This is a genomic window from Nocardia sp. NPDC052001 (assembly GCF_040680615.1).
GTDB lineage: Bacteria > Actinomycetota > Actinomycetes > Mycobacteriales > Mycobacteriaceae > Nocardia.
This window is the reverse complement of sequence record NZ_JBFAXC010000002.1, coordinates 869814-887475: the sequence shown is the minus strand read 5'-3', so window position 1 is coordinate 887475 and position 17662 is coordinate 869814. Positions and strand designations below refer to the sequence as shown.

Here is a 17662-nt window from a genome sequence, read left to right as displayed (position 1 = left end):
CCGAGCGCTCCGATTCGGTGGCCGCCTAGCCTGGGCGGGTGACGGACAATCTCCTCGGTGAATTCCTGCGGGCGCGGCGGGCGACCGTGCGGCCCGAGGACATCGGGGTGATCTCGTACGGTCGTCGCCGGGTGGCGGGGTTGCGGCGCGAGGAGGTCGCGGCCGCGGCCGGAATGAATCAGGACTATTACACGCGGCTGGAACAGGGGCGGGAGCGGCGGCCGTCGGCGCAGCTGCTCGAGGCGCTGAGTCGCACGCTGCTGCTGAATGCCGAACTGCGCGATCACCTGTTCCGGCTCGCGGGCGTCGCACCGACGGGGCGAGCGGTCGGCACGGTCGCTCCGGTACTACGGGGGATTCTCGAAAGTTATCCGGCCGCACCGGCTTTCGTACTGAATCCGGCGATGGACATACTCGCCGCCAATGCGATGGCCGGCGCGTTCTTCTCGGGTTACGCGCGAATCGACAATCTGGCGCGCATGACATTTCTCGATCCGATCAGCCCCGACTTCTGCGGGGATTGGATCTGGACCTGTCAGGCGATCGTGGCGGGCTTCCGGCAATCGAGCGCACTGTTCCCCGACGACCTCCGGCTGCGCGAGGTGATCGCCGAACTCACCACGGCCAGTGCCGATTTCGCCGAGCTATGAAATTCCTACACCCTGTGCGCCGCCACCACCGACGCCCGCGCGTTCACCCACCCGGAAGCCGGTCCGCTCCGCCTGACCTACCAATCGTTCGATGTGCGCGGTGCGGCCGGTCAGCGCCTCATGCTCTACCAACTCGAACCAGGCCCCGGCGCAGAGTCTCTGACCCGGCTCGCCGCCCACTCCACCTGATTCACCCGGTTCCTGGGTGTCACGCACCCAGGCACACCCGCGACGGCCGCACCTACCATGCATGAGCACTCCGCGAACAGGCTCGCGGCAACCACTCAGCACGCAGGAGACCCCGTGCCGGATACGCGGCAGCACAACCCCCACGCCCGCAACCACTCCCGGTATCGCGCCCTCGCCTCATCGTGCGCGGCCGTGGTGGCCCTGACCGCGGCAGGCGCTGCCACATCGGCGAACGCGCACGCCGACCCCGCATCCTGCCCCACCGCCACCTCCACGACGTTCACCGCACCGACCGTCCCATTCCTGGACTGGGCCGAGAACCTCGGCTACGACGCCCAAGGCAACCTCTGGGTATCCCGCCTCTACCGCAACGAGGTCCAGCGCTACGACACGACTGGCCGCATCACCGCCACCGTCCCCGTCACTTCCCCCGGTGCGATCCGCCTGGGCCCCGACCACCTGCTCTACGTCGTTTACGGCGACAACTCCCTGAACATGGTCCCCGGCGCGCGAAACGGCGGCGTGATCCGCTTCGACCCCGCCGCCCTCACCCCCGAAACCTTCATCGGTGGCCTGACCATGCCCAACGGTGCCGCCTTCGACACCGCGGGCAATCTCTACATCGCCGATACCGCATCGGGCGTGATCCGAGTCCGCCCCGACGCCACCATCGACACCGACTGGACCGCCCAAGCCACCCTATTCGGCGTCAACGGCCTTGCCATACAGGGTGATTCGCTCTACACCACGGTCTACCTCACCCCCCGGGGCCGAATCCTGCAAATCCCGATCACCACCCCCGCCCAGTCCCACACCACCCTCGAACTTCCGCTCGCCGACGACCTCACTTCCGTTCCCGACGGATTCCTCTACATCACGACGACGTCGGGCACCCTCGTGCGCGTAGACCCCACCCAACCCACCACCTGCACACTGCTCAGCACCGGTCCATCGGCCGCGGTGGTTCCAATCCCCGGCACCGCCGATCTGATGGTCACCACCGGATCCGGCGAAATCCTGCGCGTCCATTTGCGGGACTAGCCCCGCACCGTTCGTGGCGAAGTCGGGAACGGGAGAGGACAGTTGAGACGTATCGACGAATTCGTCCTCAGGAGTAGTGCTATGGCGTCTGACAAGCCCTTTGGGATCGATCCGGAAGATTTCGAGCGTGCGCTGCGGGAGGCGGGGGTCGAGATCGGCGGGTTGCTGGGGAAGGCGGGGGAGTTCATCGATAAGGCGGGGGTGAATACGCTGGCGGGGCTTTTGGGGCAGTTCGCGCAGCCGGAGCGGGGGCGGGCGACGAAGGTCGAGGAGGAGACGACCGGGGAGACCGGGAGTGGGGTGTGGGCTATTTACAGCCTCGATGAGGCCGGGGCGGCGTTGGTGGAGCAGGTTTTTCCCAGTGAGCTGGAGGCTTTGCGGGCGCATCGGGACAATACCGATGTGCGGCGGCGGGTGCGGTTTCTGCCGTACGGGGTTCCGGTGACCGCGTTGGATGGGAACTGAGCGCCGCGGGCGTGCTACATAGTTCGGCATGACATTTGCTGCTGATCCGGCCCGATACGACGGGGCCATGCGTTACCGACGGTGCGGACGGTCCGGGTTGGATTTGCCGGTGCTGTCGCTCGGGTTCTGGCATAACTTCGGCGATGACCGGCCGTTCGAGGAGCAGCGGGCAATCGCGTTGCGCGCGTTCGATTCCGGGATCACGCATTTCGATCTGGCCAATAACTATGGACCGCCGTATGGTGCGGCGGAGATCAATGCCGGACGGCTGCTGCGGGAGGATCTCGCGGCGTATCGCGATGAATTGATCATCTCCACCAAGGCCGGCTGGGATATGTGGCCGGGGCCGTACGGGCAGGGCGGCGGGTCCCGCAAATATGTGCTGGCATCGCTCGATCAGTCGCTGACGCGGCTCGGGCTCGATTACGTCGATATCTTCTATTCGCATCGATTCGATCCGGATACGCCGCTGGAAGAAACCGCGCGGGCGCTGGATACCGCTGTGCGGCAAGGGAAAGCGCTCTACGTCGGCATTTCCTCGTACACCGCGCCGAACGCGGCGGCCATGGCGGAGCTGCTGCGGGAGCTGGGAACGCCGCTGCTGATTCATCAGCCGTCGTATTCGATGCTCAATCGGTGGATCGAGACCGAGGGGCTGCTCGATACCGCGGCCGACGCCGGATTCGGCATCATCGGTTTCACCGCACTCGCGCAGGGACTGCTCACCGCCAAGTATCTGGACGGCGTCCCGGCGGGTTCGCGTGCCACACAGGGCAAATCGTTCCAGACCGAATGGCTCACCGATGAGATGATCGGCCGCCTGCGCGGATTGAACGATATCGCCGCCAAACGCGATCAGACGCTGGCGCAGTTGGCCTTGACCTGGGCACTACGCGATCCGCGCGTCACCTCGCTGGTGATCGGCGCATCGTCGACGCAGCAGCTGGATCAGAATGTCGGCGCGCTGGCCGGACCGGAATTGACCGATTCGGAATTGGCGGCGATCGATGCCCTGCTCGATGACGAAGGCACGGTCGATCTGTGGCGCGCGGCCCGCAAGGGCGAGTTGTAAGGGGCCGGAAGCCTTCCCCGTGCGGTGGCCGCTCTCTATGCTCGGCTAATGCTGGACAGTCGACTAGATGCCTTCGCCGATGACGCCCTGGGACATCATGACGCGGTCGGAGCGGCGGCCGCGGTGCGCGCCGGAGTGACCACCGCGGCCGAACTGGCCGCGGCCGCCGCGGCCCGCGCCCGCAAGGTCGATCCGGCGCTGCACGCGATCGCGTACGCGGATTACGAACAGCCGCGCTACGGCGAGAACGAATCCGCCGCACTGTACGGCGTGCCGAGCTTCGTCAAGGACAACACCGATGTGCGCGGTATGCCCAGCAATCACGGGACCACCGCGTTCCGCGCGCGGCCCGCGCGAGCCGACGGCGTGTACACGCGCCAACTCCGCGATACCGGGCTGACGGTGCTGGGCAAATCCCGGCTGCCGGAGTTCGGGTTCAGTGCCACAACCGAATTCATGACCGATGAACCCGCGCGCAACCCGTGGAACACCGAGTATTCGGTGGGCGCGTCCTCCGGCGGCGCGGCCGCGCTGGTGGCGGCGGGCGTGGTGCCGATCGCGCATGCCAATGACGGCGGCGGTTCGATTCGCATCCCGGCGGCGTGCGCCGGATTGGTGGGGCTGAAGCCGAGCCGAGGCCGGCATGTGGACGGCGATATGGCGCGCATAATGCCGATCAACCTGGTCTCCGAGGGTGTGCTCACCCGCACGGTGCGCGATACGGCCGCGTATGTGGCCGCGGCGGAAGACTATCGGCGCAATCCGGCGCTGCCGCCGATCGGAGCGGTGCTGGGTCCGGCGCGGCGGCGGCTGCGCATCGGGCTGGTGACCGAGACGCTGATGGGCGAGCCCATCGACGCCGAGACGCGGACGGCGGTGGAATACACCGCGGCGCTGCTGGAGCATGCGGGACATCAGGTCGAGCCGGTGCGATTGCCGGTCACGCGCGGCTGGGCCGACGATTTCGTGCAATTGTGGGCGCTACTGGCCGATTTGATCGGCACCGCGGGCAAGCTGACCTTCGACCTGTCCTTCGACACCGCCGAATTCGATGGGCTCACCCGCGGTTTGCGGGCACATCACCGCGCGCATCTGTATCGCACGCCCGCGGCGCTGTGGCGGCTGCGCGGTACCGCGGACACCGCGGCCCGGATGTTCGCCAAACACGAACTGATACTCTCCCCGGTGCTCTGCCACACCACGCCGAAGATCGGTTACCTCAGTCCCACACTGGATTTCGATGAACTGCTGACGCGGTTGATGAACTACGTCGGGTTCACCCCGATCAACAATGTGGCGGGCACACCGGCGATTTCGCTGCCGATGGGCATGACCGGTGCGGGCATGCCCATCGGTGTGCAATTGTCCGCGGCCTACGGTGATGAACGGACGCTGCTGGAATCGGCGTTCGAACTCGAAGCGGCGCACCGTTTTCCGTCGATCGCGGGACGGCGTCCTACAGCTTGACGATATGCGAGGTGCCCGGCGCCGAGGTGTAGTCGTCGGAATCGTCGTCATAGTCGGTGCCGGTGACGCTCTGCAGCAGGCTCGCCACGATGCCCAGGATCAGCATGACGATGAGCAGCACCTGCCCGGCGCGCGAGAGCAGCAGTGGCCGCGTTGGGGACTGCTGTGGCACCGACGGCACCCACTCCGCACTCGCATCGGCCGGAACACCGGTCTGATCGCCGAATACGCCCTTGAGGTAGGCGGGGGTGAGCAGATACGTGTAGGCCTGCGTGCGCAATTCGGCCCGCAGCACCGCACTGGTCGCCTCGAAGACCGGCCGCGGCATACGCCCGGTGATGAGCACGATCAGCCACAGTACGAACGACACCACCGCCCAGCCGCCGGTGAGCCAGCTGGCGAAGATGAGGATCGGGAAGGCCAGGATCAGCCGGAACAGCACCGCCAGCCGATTCAGCGGTGTCGGCGCCGGAAACAGCACGCGCACAGGATAATCCGGCGGATTCCAGGCGAACGGCGGATACGCGTCGACCAGCAGCATGCCGTACGCGTAGACCCGCGTGCTGTAGGAGAAGTAGCCGCGCAGGAAATCGCCGCACCATTCCGGCAGTCGCCCGGTGAACAGCGCGCCGAACCAGCCGCAGACCACCACCACGAACGCGGCGATGCCCAGCACCCACAGCGCGATCAGCTGTGGAATGACCAGCAATGCGCGCAGCAGCACCGTCCAGCGCCGATGCTGTTCCGGCGGAAAGACATCCAGCTCCACCAGCGTCTCACCGCCCTGCCACCCCTGGCTGCCCGGTGGTTGCTGCCACTCCGCGCCGCCGGAGGGCCACGGTTCACCCATCGTCATGTGATCACACCCGCTTTCGGATTCGAGCCGTACGCAGTCGAGCCCGAATGTAGTCCGGAACGGGAGAATTGCCCGATAACGCGCCGATGTGACGGCGACTACCGGTCGGGCGGCACTCGCGGCGAACTTATCGGGTCGGACGAGTCGTGCGCGCTTTCTCGATATCGCCGAGAATTCGCTCTGTGATAGCTGTCAGGTTCCAGCTCGCATCGATGCGGGTCTCGGTGGTGAATCCAAGCGGTTGCCAGCCGTGATACCACTCGGCGAGCGAACTCTCCGGCACCTCGGCGGCCAGCGGGCGGCTCGCATGCCGGACCAGGGTCTCCTCGAAGGTGAGGTCGAATCCGTAGAACAGGCTCGCCGGGGCGGATCGAGCCAGGCGTTCGAGCATGTTCTCGTAGCGGCGGGTGTCCAGAATGCCTTCGACAATGGTCACCAGACCGCGAGCCAGCGCGAACCGCGCGATGTGCTCGATCAGATCGACATTGATCCGCCCGGGTTCGTCCGGCTCCCAGGTCATTTGACGGCGCACCACATCCTGCGGCACCACAACGCAGCTGCCGCGTTCCATCGAATGCTGCAAAGTCCGTGCGGTGGTGGACTTCCCGGACGCCGAATTGCCGCGCAGCACCACCAGCACCGCGCGGCTCGCACTGTCGCCTACGACCCCGACCACACTGTCGCCCGCGACCTCGACCACACTGTCGCCCGCGACCGGGGCCGCTCCGCCGTCTCCATTCGTCATCGCCCTCACCGTATCCGGCGGCACGATCGGCGATATCAGGAGGCGACGGGCACGATGCGACCGTCGGCGGTGTGCACGTGAATGAGCGGATGTTCACCGTTGCGGGTGCGGACCAGGGCGAAGGCCAAACCGTTGGACGCGATCGGGGCCGTGTAACTGTCGATGGTGGATATGACCGTCAGGCTGGTGGCATCGGCCGCGGCGGTACCCAGCACCGCCGACCAACTGGTTTCGGCGGGTTTGCCATTCGGGTCCGGATGCGCGACCCGGCTACGGCTCATGCGTAGTAATGGGCGATGGTCCAGCGTGCGGGCGGGCCGCGCGCGGGAGACCGGGCGCGGGGTGCCCGAGACCATCGCCGGGGTTATCCATTCATCGTCACGATGTTCGACGATGACGATGACGCGGAAATCCCGGCTCTCCAGCAGCACCGCGGCCGCGCCGTCGCCGTGTTCGATGAGCGCCACCGGCTCGAAGCCCTGGTCGAGTGCGGCCAGCCGTGGCGGCGGCCGCCGCCACGGCGGGATGCGGAGGTATGGAAGTCATTGGGGCTGCCCCCTTCACCTCGGATCGAACCACGAATTCTAGGCAGCGGCGGCGGGCGCGGCCACTCATACGCGCTAAGTGAAATGAACACGCAGCCTGATGGTTTCGCGGACACATTCCGGCGCTGTTCCTCTTCATCACCGGACACCCGGTGGAATTGGATGCGCTCGCCCCGATCACCGCCGAGGAATACACGCACGGGCTGACCCGCCGCAATCGGATCTTCCGCGAACGCGTCATCCAGACCATGCTGCTGGTGGTGCGGCCGCTGCCCGCGAGCGTGGCCGAGAAGCTACGGGTGTTCGCCGACGCGCTGGGCGTGGACGACGACATGATCTCGGTGGCACGCAAATACGCCGATGGCGCGGAGGATCTGGCGGCGGTCGACTTCTCCCGCAACGGTTATCTCGGCGGGCTGGGCGCGGGACGCCAGTTGAATTCCGCCCGGGTGGCCGCGGAATCCGAAGCGCGCCCGTATGTTCCGTGGGAGCCCGATCCGACGCGCGACTGATCAGGCCGAGCCGAGCAGGCCGAGCATGCCGGAAACCGCTGCGGACCAGGTGAATTGCTCGGCTCGGGTGCGGGCGGCGCGGCGGCGTTCGAGCAGTGGGCGGGACAGCACGTCGGTGACGGCGTGTGCGAAGGCGGTGGGGTGGTCGGCGGCGACGGCCCCGCAGTCGGCGGTGACGATATCGGCGAGGGCGGAGGAGCGGCTGGCCACCACCGGGGTGCCGGCGGCGAGGGCTTCCAGGGCGGCCAGGCCGAAGGTTTCGTGCGGGCCGGGGGCGAGGGAGACATCGGCGGTGGCCAGCAGGGTCGCCAATTCGGTTCGGTCATTGATGAATCCGGTGAAATGCACGGCCGACAGGCCGTCGCGCAGCGGTGTCAGGGTGCGGGCGCGGCGCTCGAGAGCTTCGCGGCGCGGGCCGTCCCCGGCGACGATGAGGCGTACGTCCACACCCTCGCGGCGCAGCCGGGCCACCGCCTCGATACTGCGATCCACGCGTTTCTCGACCGAGAGCCGGCCGCAGTGCACGAGCAGCGGATAGTCCTGTGCGCCCAGATCGGTGCGCAATCGGATATCGCAGCGCGACGGGGTGAACATATCCAGATCCACCCCGAGCGGCACCAATTCCACATTCGGGGCGTCGATGCGCTCGAATTCCTCGCGCGCGAATTGTGTTGTGCAGACGACGATGTCGTAGTTCTCGGCGGTGCGCCGATTGGCCGCGTCCGCCGCCCGCCGTGCTGCCGGGCCCGGCAGCACCTGCCCGAGCAGGCGATCCAGCCGCTCATGCGAGATCATCACCCCCGCCACATCGCGCCGCCGCGCCCAGCGCCCGAATCCCCGCAGTGTCAACCGATCCGACACCTCGAGCACATCGGGCCGCAACCCGGACAGCACATCGGCCACCCGCCGCGGATGCGCCGCCCGATATCCGCCCGTCCACGGAATCGCGGGCGCGGGCACCGTGATTCGCCACACCCCCGACGGCAACAATTCCTCGCCACGCCGTGGCCCCGGCACGATCAGCACCACCTCGTGCCCCGCCGCCACATACCCCTCACCCAGATGATGCAGTGCGGTGCGCAGCCCACCCGACCGCGGCCCATAGAAGTTCGCCAGCTGCACGATGCGCACGTCGCTGATCGTGCAGGGCAACGGGTTACCCGCGGCACCCCACCGACCAACGCCACATGAACACCCGCCGAAGACCCCGCGAACCCCCACCCCGACCCGCCACACCCGCGTCACCACCCGCTCGCCAACCAGGCCATCGGGCACCTCTAACGCCAACTACCGACCGGGTCCTCGGGCACACCGGGACACCCGTCTGCCAGCCAGGTGATTGGCGTCGAACTCCGGGCCGGTGCCTTCCCGCACACCGGTGTGGTGGCGAGACCGACCGATCCACCGGACGATTCGCCACGATCTGCCCGGATCTCGGGGCTGGTGCGTTGCGGTGTCGAATGGGCCACCCACTGGTCTGGCCGCTTGACCTGTTGACCAGGCGGATCTACGTTCGGGGCATGGTAATCAGGCGGATCGATCGGCGTACGGTGCCCGATACCGTGTTCGAGCAACTCGTGGACGAGGTGCTGGACGGGGAATTGGCACCGGGGGCGGCATTGCCCGCCGAGCGAGCGCTGGCCGAGGCGCTGGGGGTGTCGCGGCCTACCGTGCGGGAGGCATTGCAGCGGTTGGCGCATACCGGGTTGGTGGAGGTGCGCCAGGGTGGGTCGACGACGGTGCGCGACTACCGACGGCACGCGGGGATGGATATGTTGCCGCGACTGCTGGTGCGGCAGGGCGAAATCGATCCGGCGGTGATCCGCTCGATCCTGGAGACCCGCCTCGTCCTGGGCCGCGAGGTGGCCGGACTCGCGGCCGAGCGGGCCGGGGCGCGACTGACCGCGGAGCTGGGTGCGGCCCTGGAAGCACTTGCGGCGCAGCCTGATCCGATCACGCAGCAGATTACCGCCATGGCTTTCTGGGATCACCTGGTCGATGCGGCCGACTCGATCGTCTTCCGCCTGCTCTACAACGACCTGCGCGCGGTGTACGAACCCGCACTCGCCGCCCTGGCCGGATTGATGGCCGCCGAGGTGAGTCAGGTCGAGCGCTATCGGGCCGTCGCGGACGCTGTTATCGCGGGTGACGGGGCGACCGCGCGAGCGACGGCGGAATCCCTGCTGTCCTTGGCCGCACAGCAATTCGACACGGTGCTGGGCCAGGTCCGCACCCCATAACGGTGAGCGGCTGACGGTCGCACGCCGCCATCGAGTTTCCGGTCGCCCAGCGGCGACGCGTCCCACTCACCTTTCGCCGACCCTCCGCTACCGCCACCGCCCGGGCAGGGCGGTTGGGATAGGCCACAGCCACTGTTGCCTAATTCGCCCGCCTAGATATAGTGGTCTGACCACTTGGCCATCTGGCCAAGATCGAATCTCTGCGAACAGGCGGGATGCATATGACGCCCCTCGAGGAGGCGGTACGGGACACGGCCGCTGATGGCGATATGCCCGGGTCGGCGACGGCGCAGGCGTTGATCGAGTCGGCTCGGGCCGCGCAGCCCGGGTGGGGTGCGCTCGGAGTCGAGGGGCGGGTGCGGGCGCTGGCCGGGCTGCCGGGGCTGTTGCTGGCGGAGCTGGACCGGATCGCGGAGGTGATCAGCTCGGAGAACGGGAAGCCTCGAGTGGAAGCCATTGCGCACGAGGCGGTTCCGGCTATCGCGCTGACCCGGCATCATCTGGAGAGCGCGGTCGCGACGCTGGGACCGGCGAAGATCACCTCGGCCAGCGCGCCGCATCGCACGGGAGTGCGGCTGCATCATCCGTACGGGGTCGTGGTGGCCATCGCGCCGTGGAATCTGCCGTTCCTGATTCCGTTCAGCCAGGTGTTGCCCGCGCTGATCGCGGGGAACGCGGTGATCCTCAAGCCGTCCGAGCTGACCCCGAAGGTGGCGGCGGTGCTGGTGGAGGTGATCGGGCGGTGCGGACTGCCGGACGGGGTGCTTCAGCTCGCGATCGGTGACGGGTCGCTGGGCGCGGAACTGGTGGCGGCCGGACCGGACAAGGTGCTGTTCACCGGTTCGGTAACCACCGGCCGCAAGGTGATGGCCGCCGCCGCGCATTTCCCGATTCCGGTCGGGCTCGAATTGGGTGGGGTGGACGCGGCGGTCGTGCTCGATGACGCGGATCTGGAGTTCACCACCTCCGCGGTGGCCTGGGGCGCGACATTCAATGGCGGACAGGCGTGTTGCTCGATCGAGCGGGTGCTGGTGCATCGCGATCTGCACGACGCGTTCGTGGTGCGGCTGCGGGACAAACTGCGGCGTATCGATACCGGGCGTGACCTCGCGCCCGCCATTGATCAACGGCAGCAGAATATTTGGCGGCAGCACGTGGACACTGCGCAGGAGGCCGGGCTCACCGTCGACGGCGGGACCGTCCTGCCGGGCCGCCGCTACGCACCCACCGTCATCACGGGCTCCGCGGTGACCGCATCACAGGTGTGGCAGCAGGAGACCTTCGGCCCGGTGGTCGCCGTCGCCGCCTTCGATACCGATGAGCAGGCGATCGAGCTGCACAACGCGACCGACTACGGCCTGACCGCCAGCGTCTTCTCCGCCGACACCGCGCGCGCCCGAGCCCTGGGCGCACACCTGCGCGCGGGTTCGGTGGCGATCAATGATGTTGCCGCCACCATGTATTCGACCCCCGAATTCCCCTGGGGCGGTGTCGCCCGCTCCGGTTTCGGGCGCTCACACGGCACCGATGCCCTGCTGGACGCGGCCTGGGTGCAGATCGTGGAGTCCCCGCGCGGTCCGGCCTTCGGCCCCAAACGCCCCTGGTGGTATCCGTACGGCGTCGAACTGGAGGACGCCATGCGCGCCCTCGCCACGACGTTCGCCGAACCCCGGCCCATCGCCCGGCTGCGCGGTTACGGCCGCGCCGGGCAGCAGCTGCTCGGCATGCTCAGCCGCACACCGAAACTCTGAGGGACACCGCATGATTGCCACCGAACAGAACGCGCCGCGGCTGCGGCCCGGCGCCGATCACGTCGAATCCTGGTTCATCCGGGCCAATGACCCGCGGTCACCGCGCGCGGTGTGGATCAAGGCCACCGTGCTCACCGGTATGGACGGCACCGCCCTGGCACAGGCGTGGTGCAGCGTGTTCGACGGTGACCGGACCCGCGCCTGGTGCACCGACATTCCGCTGGATACAGCGCGATTCGAGGAGAACGCGCTCGGCCAGGCGATCACGGCGGGACCACTGCGCATGCAGTTGACCGGTCGCGGCGGGGATTCCCAGGGGACCCTGGCCGACGACGCCTCGACCATCACCTGGGATCTCGAATTCACCCGGGTTCCGGTGCTCGGGGCACCGCTGTCCATGCTGCCCTCGGATCGATTGCTGGACACCGGCTTTCCCAAGAACAAGCTGGTGACCCCGTTTCCGGTCGCCACCGTCACCGGATATCTGGATTGGGACGGCGAACGCTGGGATCTGCACGGCTGGCACGGTATGCAGGGCCACAACTGGGGTGCCGAGCACAGTCCCGAATACGCTTGGGGCCACAGCGTTTTCACCGAGACCGGCACCGATGCCCCGTTCGCGGTCATGGAGGGTGCGTCCGGTCGAACCCGCATCGGCGGCAAGGTGTCCCCGCTGCTGTCCATGCTGGTGATCCGCCGCGGCGACCAGGAATACCGTTTCGACCGCATCGCCGACCTGTGGCGGCAGCGCCCGCACCTGGACTTCCCGCGGTGGACACTGCGCATGCGCGGCCGCGACGGCACCGCCGAGGTGCGCATGCACGCCGATCCCGCGCAGATGGTGTGCCTGGCCTACCGCAATCCGGCGCGTGCCACCAGCTACTGCCTCAATTCCAAGACCGCCGCGGTATCGGTGCATGTGGCCCCGGTCAACGGCAATGCCTTCGAATTGCGCAGCGTTCACGGCGGCGCATTGGAATTCCTTGCCCCGCAGCCGGTTCCGGCCGTGCAACCCATCGTCTGAGCGAAAGTCCCGAACCATGCCTTTGACCTTCTTCGAGACCATGCGCGGCGAACTGCGGGACGCCGACGGTCAACCGCATCACGTCGCCATGGATCTGCGCTGTGAATCGGGGCGGGCGCTGGGCTTCGTCACCAATGGCCGCTCCCGACTGACCGGCACCATTCGCGCCCTGCCCTGGGTGGACGGCGCGGCCGTGACGGGCACCCTGGTGGCGCTGCCGGTGACCAAGCGGCTGATGGCCTACGAGGTGAGCTTCCACGACGATGACGGGCGCGCGTGGCGGCTCAGCGGGCGCAAGGATGTGCGCTGGCTGCGCCGCGCGCACGCGAGCTTGACCAACCTCGATGCCACGCTGTGGTGTGAGGATAACGAAATCGCTGCGGGGCGAATGCAATTCTTCGCCAATGACTATCCGAGCTTCCTGCGTTCGTTCCAGCCGTGGACTTCCCTGCGCGATGATCTGCCGGACGGCGGTAAACCCACCGGCGTCCTGACCGACGCGCAGCGCGCGACACTGCGCGCGGTCGCCGCCGTCCTCATCGAACCGGGTGGCGCGGTGCCGCCGGTGGACGCGGGCACGGTCGATCGCGTCGATGAGTACATCGGCAATATGACCCCGATCATGCAATCGGGCCTGCGGCTGGCGCTGCGCGGCCTGGACACCGCCGCCCGCGCCCGATATCGGCACGGACTGGCCGCTTTGGGGGAGACCGAGCGAGGACAGTTCATCGAGGCCGCGCGCAAGCATCCGGCCCTGCAACATGCCGTGGCGGCGGTCGAAACACCCGTGCGGATAGCGCATTTCAGCGATCGCCGGTACCTCGACGCCATCGGCGCGCCGAGCTATCGGGAGCCGGTGCTCGAACGCGCACCCGGCTGGCTGACGAATATGACCACTCCCGACGCGCTCCCGAGCCGGGATCTCATCGAATGCGATGTGGTGGTGATCGGCACCGGTGCGGGCGGCGCGGCGGTGGCGGCCCGGCTCACCGAACAGGGCCTCGGCGTGGTCATGGTCGAGGAGGGCGATTACGCGCGCCGCGCCGAATTCCGCGGCGAACTGCACGATCGCACCCAGAAGTATTGGCGCGACGGTGGATACAACCTCGCGCTCGGTAATTCGGTGCTCGGGGTGAGCACCGGACGCCTGGTCGGCGGCACCACCGCCATCAATTCCGGCACCGCCTTCCGCACCCCGGACGCGGTGCTGCGGGAATGGCTCGACGCGGGTTTCCCGGGCGACTTCGAACCCGAGATCTTCCGTTCCTACCTGGACGAGGTGGCGACCGAACTCGGTATCGCCCACGCCGATTCGCGCTATCTGGGCCGGGTCGCGGACATCATCGGCAAGGGTGCGGACGCGCTCGGGGCCGCGCACGGCCCGCTGCCGCGCAATGCGGCAGGCTGCGACGGTCAGGGCCAATGCGTGTACGGCTGTCCCACCGATGCCAAGCGCAGCAGCAATGTGAGCTGGGTGCCGCGCGCCCTGGAGGCCGGTGCGCAGCTGTACACCAATCTGACGGTCACCCGGATTCTGCTCAATGACCGGCAGGCGGTCGGCGTACTCGCCGAAGGCCAGGACAGCCATGGCGCACCGCGCACGCTCGAGATCCGGTCCCGCGCGGTGGTGGTCGCCACCGGCACGCTCATGACGCCGCTGCTGTTGCGCCGCAATGGCATCGACCTGCCCGCCTTGGGCCGCAACCTGTCCGTGCATCCCTCACTCGGCGCGGTCGCGATGATGTCCACCCCGGGCACACCGTGGACCGGTATTCCGCAGGGCTATCACGTCACCGGCCTGGGTGATCCGCTGTGCACCTTCGAAGGGGTGTCCATCCCACCGCAATTCGCGGCCGGGGTGCTGCCGTTCCACGGCGCGCGGCTCACCGAATGGATGAACCGCTGGGCGTACACCGAGCAGTTCGGGGCGATGGTCCGCGATACCGGCAGCGGCAGTGTGCAACACGGCCCCGGCGGGCGAACCCTGTTGCGCTACACCGTGACTCCGCGCGTTCAGGCCGCCCTGCAGCATGCCTGTGCGGGCTTGGCCGAACTGTTCCTGCACGGCGGTGCGGAGGCGGTGGCGCTGCCGATCGCGGGTATGCCACCCATTCGGACGCTGGAGCAGGCTCGCGCGGTCGCCGAAACATCGCTCACACCACGGCAATTCCGCATGATGGGCCCGCATCCCCTGGGCACCGCCAGAATGGGCCGCGATGCCCGCACCGCGGTCGTCGACTTCGAGAATCGGGTCTTCGGCACCAGGGGCCTCTACATCGCCGACGGATCGGTGGTGCCCACCTCACTGGGGGTCAACCCACAGGTCACGATCATGGCCATGGCATTGCGCGCCGCGGACGCGATCGCCGCCGAACTACGCTGAACACCAATGATTCTCGCGTGCCCGCCCTGATCGCCGGGCGGGCCGTTGAAACTCGCATCGGCCCGGGCCTCGGATCGAGAGGGCACTCACGCACTCGAGGACATCCCCGTTCACCCGCAGCCCTGGGCGATTCCGGCTCGTGCCGGGGGCTGGCGCGGTGGCGGCGATCTTGGTACACCTTGGGGGCGAGACCGGAGTGATCCGGGTCATTCGGGGACAAGGGGAGTCATGGTGGACGCCAAAGCCGAACTGGAGCGGGAATTGGGCGGGCCACTGGCCGCGCTCGAACTGCTCACCGAGGCCGAAACCGCCGATCTGCTGGAGGTTTTCCGGCAGGCACAGCGCACCGAGACCGCGGATATGGTCGCCGCGGTCGACAAGACCGTCGGCGCGCTACCGTGGCCGCTGAGCACGGCGGCCAAGAAGATCATGTTCGGGAACAAGCTCGGATGAGCGATCTGGTCACCCGCGCGCAGATCACCCTGCTGTCGCGGACATTGCACGTGCCCGAGGAGCGCCTGGCGCATCTCGAGCGATTGGGCGCGCAACACCTGCACGAATTGCAGGAGGCGCTGGCGAAAGTCATGTTCGCCCAGCACAATCAGACCTTCTCCCGGCTGAGCATGCTGGTGCCGGTGATTCCGCTGAGCATTTCGCTGCCGCTGGTGCAGCGCCTGGTACCCGCCCTCATCGCCGGGCGCGCGGCCGGAGCGATCGGCGTGGACCATCCGCGCAAGGCCGCCGAGGCGCTCGCCATTCTCACCCCCGGCTACGCCGCCGACGGTGCGCCGTACATGGATCCGCACGCGGTCGGTCAGCTCGCCGATATCGCGCCGCCCGAACCGGTGGTGCGGATCGTGAACGAGATCCTGCGCCGCCGCGACTATGTGACGGCCGGACCGTTCCTGGCCTATGCCACACCGGCATTGATCGCGGCGGTCGAGAAGGGCACCCATGATGACGAGGGCCTGATCCGTTCGGCCGCCTACGCCTACTCGGGCGAGAGCATCTCCACGGTGGTGCGGCATCTGCTCAACGGCATCGAAAAGCGAATACCCCGGCTGGTGCACACCATCCTGAACGGCTCCGACGAATTGCGGCTCGCGGCGGTCTCGGTGTTCTCGCGCTGCGACGCCGATGTCATCGTGGGTATTGGCGACATTCTGTTCGATGAGGGTTCGACGGAGAACATCGCCACGCTCATTCGCGTCTTCGTCAGCGCCGGGGTGGTGCCCGAAACCCTGCGGTTCGTCGGACAGCTCAGCCCGTCGGCCCTGGATCAGCTGGCCGCCAATCCGGCTGTCGCCGAAGCCGACTCCATCGACGCGTTCACCGCGGCGATAGACGGCAGCACCGAGGCCGCCCAATGGCGCGGACTGCTGGAGGTGGCCGATCGTGCCGAGCCCGTCGCCGCGCGCCGAATCGGGGCGAACCTGTCCCGCTTCGAGCCCGCGGTGCTGGCGCGACTACCCGAGGTTCTCGCGGAGGCGGAGCTGTGGCCGACGCTCCTGCGGGTGCTGGCGGTCGCCGAACCGGACGCGCAGTCCCGGATCGGTGAGGTGTGGTCCGCGCTGGATGATCCCGAACGGAGCGAGCTGGAGCAGCGCGTCACCGATCTGGGCCTGAGCGAACAACTTTCGGCCCTCACCGCCACTTTGCGGATCACCCACTGATTCGGCCGATGAACTCGGCCCCACCGCGGTGTGCGGCGGAGCCGAGTTCACGATCATCGGCGAATCAGCCCGTGTTCGCGGCCGCCCGCACCGACGTCGGCAGGTACCACGCGGCGCTGTGATCACGTGCGGTGGCGCTCAGCGCAATTCCTCGATGGTGCGGGCGAAGGCCAGGTTGCCGTGTCCGGCCCGGACCTGGCGATCCACCAGGGCGGCAATCGGTTCCAGCAGGTCCGGGGCGATCCCGGCATCCTTGCTGGCACGCACGATGGCATCGAGCGCCGACTTCTGGAAGGCGAGGTGCTGAACCTCCGCCGCGTACGTGCCCGCATCGATGGCCGCGCCGTAGGCGGGAAGTCCCTGCACCATGGCGGACAGGAACGGCACCGCCCGTGCCGCGAATTCGGTGGCGGTCAGACCGCCCGTGCCCGCCATCGCCGCACCGTGGAAGAACCCAGCGAACATCTGATACATGCTCGCCAGCAATGCGAAATCATTGAGCGCCGCCGCACCGGCATCGTCGCCGAAGTACTCGGCGGAGCCCATCAGTTCGAGCACGCCGCGATTCGTGTCGAATACCTCGCGCCCGCCGCTGTAGAAGATCGCCGAACCCGGGGTGCCGATCATGGACGGAATCGCCATGATGCCGCCATCGAGGAAGTCGATGCCGTGCCGTGCCGCCCACTGCGCCAGTTCGCGTGATTCCTCGGGTGCGGTGCTGGTCAGGTTGACCCACTGCCGTCCGGTGAGCCGCGCGGCGACCGGATCGAGCTGTTCGTGCACCGAGGCGTGATCGAGCAGCACGCTGATGATCAGACCGTCACCGCTGATCGCCTCGGCCACCGACCCGGCGCGCACCGCACCGGCATCGACCAGGTCGATATCCTTGCCCGCGGACCGATTCCACACCGTGGTCGGCACCCCGGCTTTCACGAATGCCGCCGCCAGCGCCTGACCCATCGCGCCCAGGCCGAGCACGATCACCGGGGTGTGCTGATTGTTCGTCATCGGGACTACTCCTTCGATTCCGGCTGAAGTGATCGGCGCGC

Annotated in this window: 16 protein-coding genes and 1 pseudogene; 12 read left to right on the top strand and 5 right to left on the bottom strand. The window is 67.8% G+C overall.

What is annotated here, in order from left to right:
* The first annotated feature begins 38 nt into the window (after positions 1 to 38).
* From AB0L82_RS12355 to AB0L82_RS12335, 5 genes and pseudogenes are all read left to right on the top strand, one after another.
* Positions 39 to 839, top strand: a pseudogene (locus AB0L82_RS12355) (helix-turn-helix transcriptional regulator).
* Positions 840 to 953: 114 nt separating this feature from the next.
* Positions 954 to 1880 carry a hypothetical protein gene (locus AB0L82_RS12350; RefSeq protein WP_364634267.1) on the top strand — a complete coding sequence of 309 codons (927 nt, stop codon included), beginning with the start codon at positions 954 to 956 and terminating at the stop codon, positions 1878 to 1880.
* 81 nt (positions 1881 to 1961) lie between these two features.
* Complete coding sequence (locus AB0L82_RS12345) at positions 1962 to 2345, top strand: hypothetical protein (RefSeq protein ID WP_364634265.1); 384 nt, start codon at positions 1962 to 1964, stop codon at positions 2343 to 2345.
* Between the two features lie 28 nt (positions 2346 to 2373).
* A complete protein-coding gene (mgrA, locus tag AB0L82_RS12340; protein WP_364634264.1) occupies positions 2374 to 3417 on the top strand; it encodes an L-glyceraldehyde 3-phosphate reductase in 1044 nt (347 codons plus the stop codon).
* A 48-nt stretch (positions 3418 to 3465) separates the two neighbouring features.
* Positions 3466 to 4884 (top strand): amidase, encoded by a 1419-nt coding sequence (locus AB0L82_RS12335; RefSeq protein ID WP_364634262.1) that lies wholly within the window; start codon positions 3466 to 3468, stop codon positions 4882 to 4884.
* On the opposite strand, the gene AB0L82_RS12330 is transcribed toward AB0L82_RS12335, so the two are convergent.
* From AB0L82_RS12330 to AB0L82_RS12320, 3 genes are all read right to left on the bottom strand, one after another.
* Entirely contained in the window at positions 4874 to 5740 is an 867-nt protein-coding gene (locus tag AB0L82_RS12330) for a DUF4389 domain-containing protein (protein ID WP_364634261.1), read from the bottom strand. The genes AB0L82_RS12335 and AB0L82_RS12330 overlap by 11 nt on opposite strands.
* 127 nt (positions 5741 to 5867) lie before the next feature.
* On the bottom strand, positions 5868 to 6485 hold the full coding sequence (locus AB0L82_RS12325; RefSeq protein ID WP_364634260.1) for an AAA family ATPase: 618 nt from the start codon (positions 6483 to 6485) through the stop codon (positions 5868 to 5870).
* Positions 6486 to 6520: 35 nt separating this feature from the next.
* On the bottom strand, positions 6521 to 6952 hold the full coding sequence (locus tag AB0L82_RS12320; RefSeq protein WP_364634258.1) for a hypothetical protein: 432 nt from the start codon (positions 6950 to 6952) through the stop codon (positions 6521 to 6523).
* A gap of 230 nt (positions 6953 to 7182) precedes the next feature.
* On the opposite strand from AB0L82_RS12320, the gene AB0L82_RS12315 reads away from it, so the two are divergent.
* Positions 7183 to 7542: a hypothetical protein gene (locus tag AB0L82_RS12315; RefSeq protein ID WP_364634257.1), complete on the top strand. Its 360-nt coding sequence runs from the start codon at positions 7183 to 7185 to the stop codon at positions 7540 to 7542.
* Here AB0L82_RS12315 and AB0L82_RS12310 read toward each other — a convergent pair whose 3' ends face one another.
* Entirely contained in the window at positions 7543 to 8673 is a 1131-nt protein-coding gene (locus tag AB0L82_RS12310; protein WP_364634255.1) for a glycosyltransferase, read from the bottom strand.
* A 389-nt stretch (positions 8674 to 9062) separates the two neighbouring features.
* On the opposite strand from AB0L82_RS12310, the gene AB0L82_RS12305 reads away from it, so the two are divergent.
* From AB0L82_RS12305 to AB0L82_RS12280, 6 genes are all read left to right on the top strand, one after another.
* Positions 9063 to 9782 carry a GntR family transcriptional regulator gene (locus AB0L82_RS12305; RefSeq protein WP_364634253.1) on the top strand — a complete coding sequence of 240 codons (720 nt, stop codon included), beginning with the start codon at positions 9063 to 9065 and terminating at the stop codon, positions 9780 to 9782.
* A 221-nt stretch (positions 9783 to 10003) separates the two neighbouring features.
* Positions 10004 to 11533 (top strand): aldehyde dehydrogenase family protein, encoded by a 1530-nt coding sequence (locus tag AB0L82_RS12300; protein ID WP_364634252.1) that lies wholly within the window; start codon positions 10004 to 10006, stop codon positions 11531 to 11533.
* Positions 11534 to 11543: 10 nt separating this feature from the next.
* The gene (locus AB0L82_RS12295) at positions 11544 to 12557 is read left to right on the top strand and encodes a hypothetical protein (protein ID WP_364634250.1); all 1014 of its coding nucleotides are present in this window, start codon (positions 11544 to 11546) and stop codon (positions 12555 to 12557) included.
* A gap of 16 nt (positions 12558 to 12573) precedes the next feature.
* Positions 12574 to 14940, top strand: coding sequence for a GMC family oxidoreductase (locus tag AB0L82_RS12290; protein ID WP_364634248.1), 2367 nt, complete (start codon positions 12574 to 12576; stop codon positions 14938 to 14940).
* Positions 14941 to 15168: 228 nt separating this feature from the next.
* On the top strand, positions 15169 to 15393 hold the full coding sequence (locus AB0L82_RS12285) for a hypothetical protein (RefSeq protein WP_364634246.1): 225 nt from the start codon (positions 15169 to 15171) through the stop codon (positions 15391 to 15393).
* Positions 15390 to 16613 carry a hypothetical protein gene (locus tag AB0L82_RS12280; protein WP_364634244.1) on the top strand — a complete coding sequence of 408 codons (1224 nt, stop codon included), beginning with the start codon at positions 15390 to 15392 and terminating at the stop codon, positions 16611 to 16613. Before AB0L82_RS12285 ends, AB0L82_RS12280 begins: the two co-directional genes overlap by 4 nt.
* A 138-nt stretch (positions 16614 to 16751) precedes the next feature.
* On the opposite strand, the gene AB0L82_RS12275 is transcribed toward AB0L82_RS12280, so the two are convergent.
* Positions 16752 to 17621, bottom strand: coding sequence for an NAD(P)-binding domain-containing protein (locus AB0L82_RS12275; protein ID WP_364634243.1), 870 nt, complete (start codon positions 17619 to 17621; stop codon positions 16752 to 16754).
* Between the last annotated feature and the right edge of the window lie 41 nt (positions 17622 to 17662).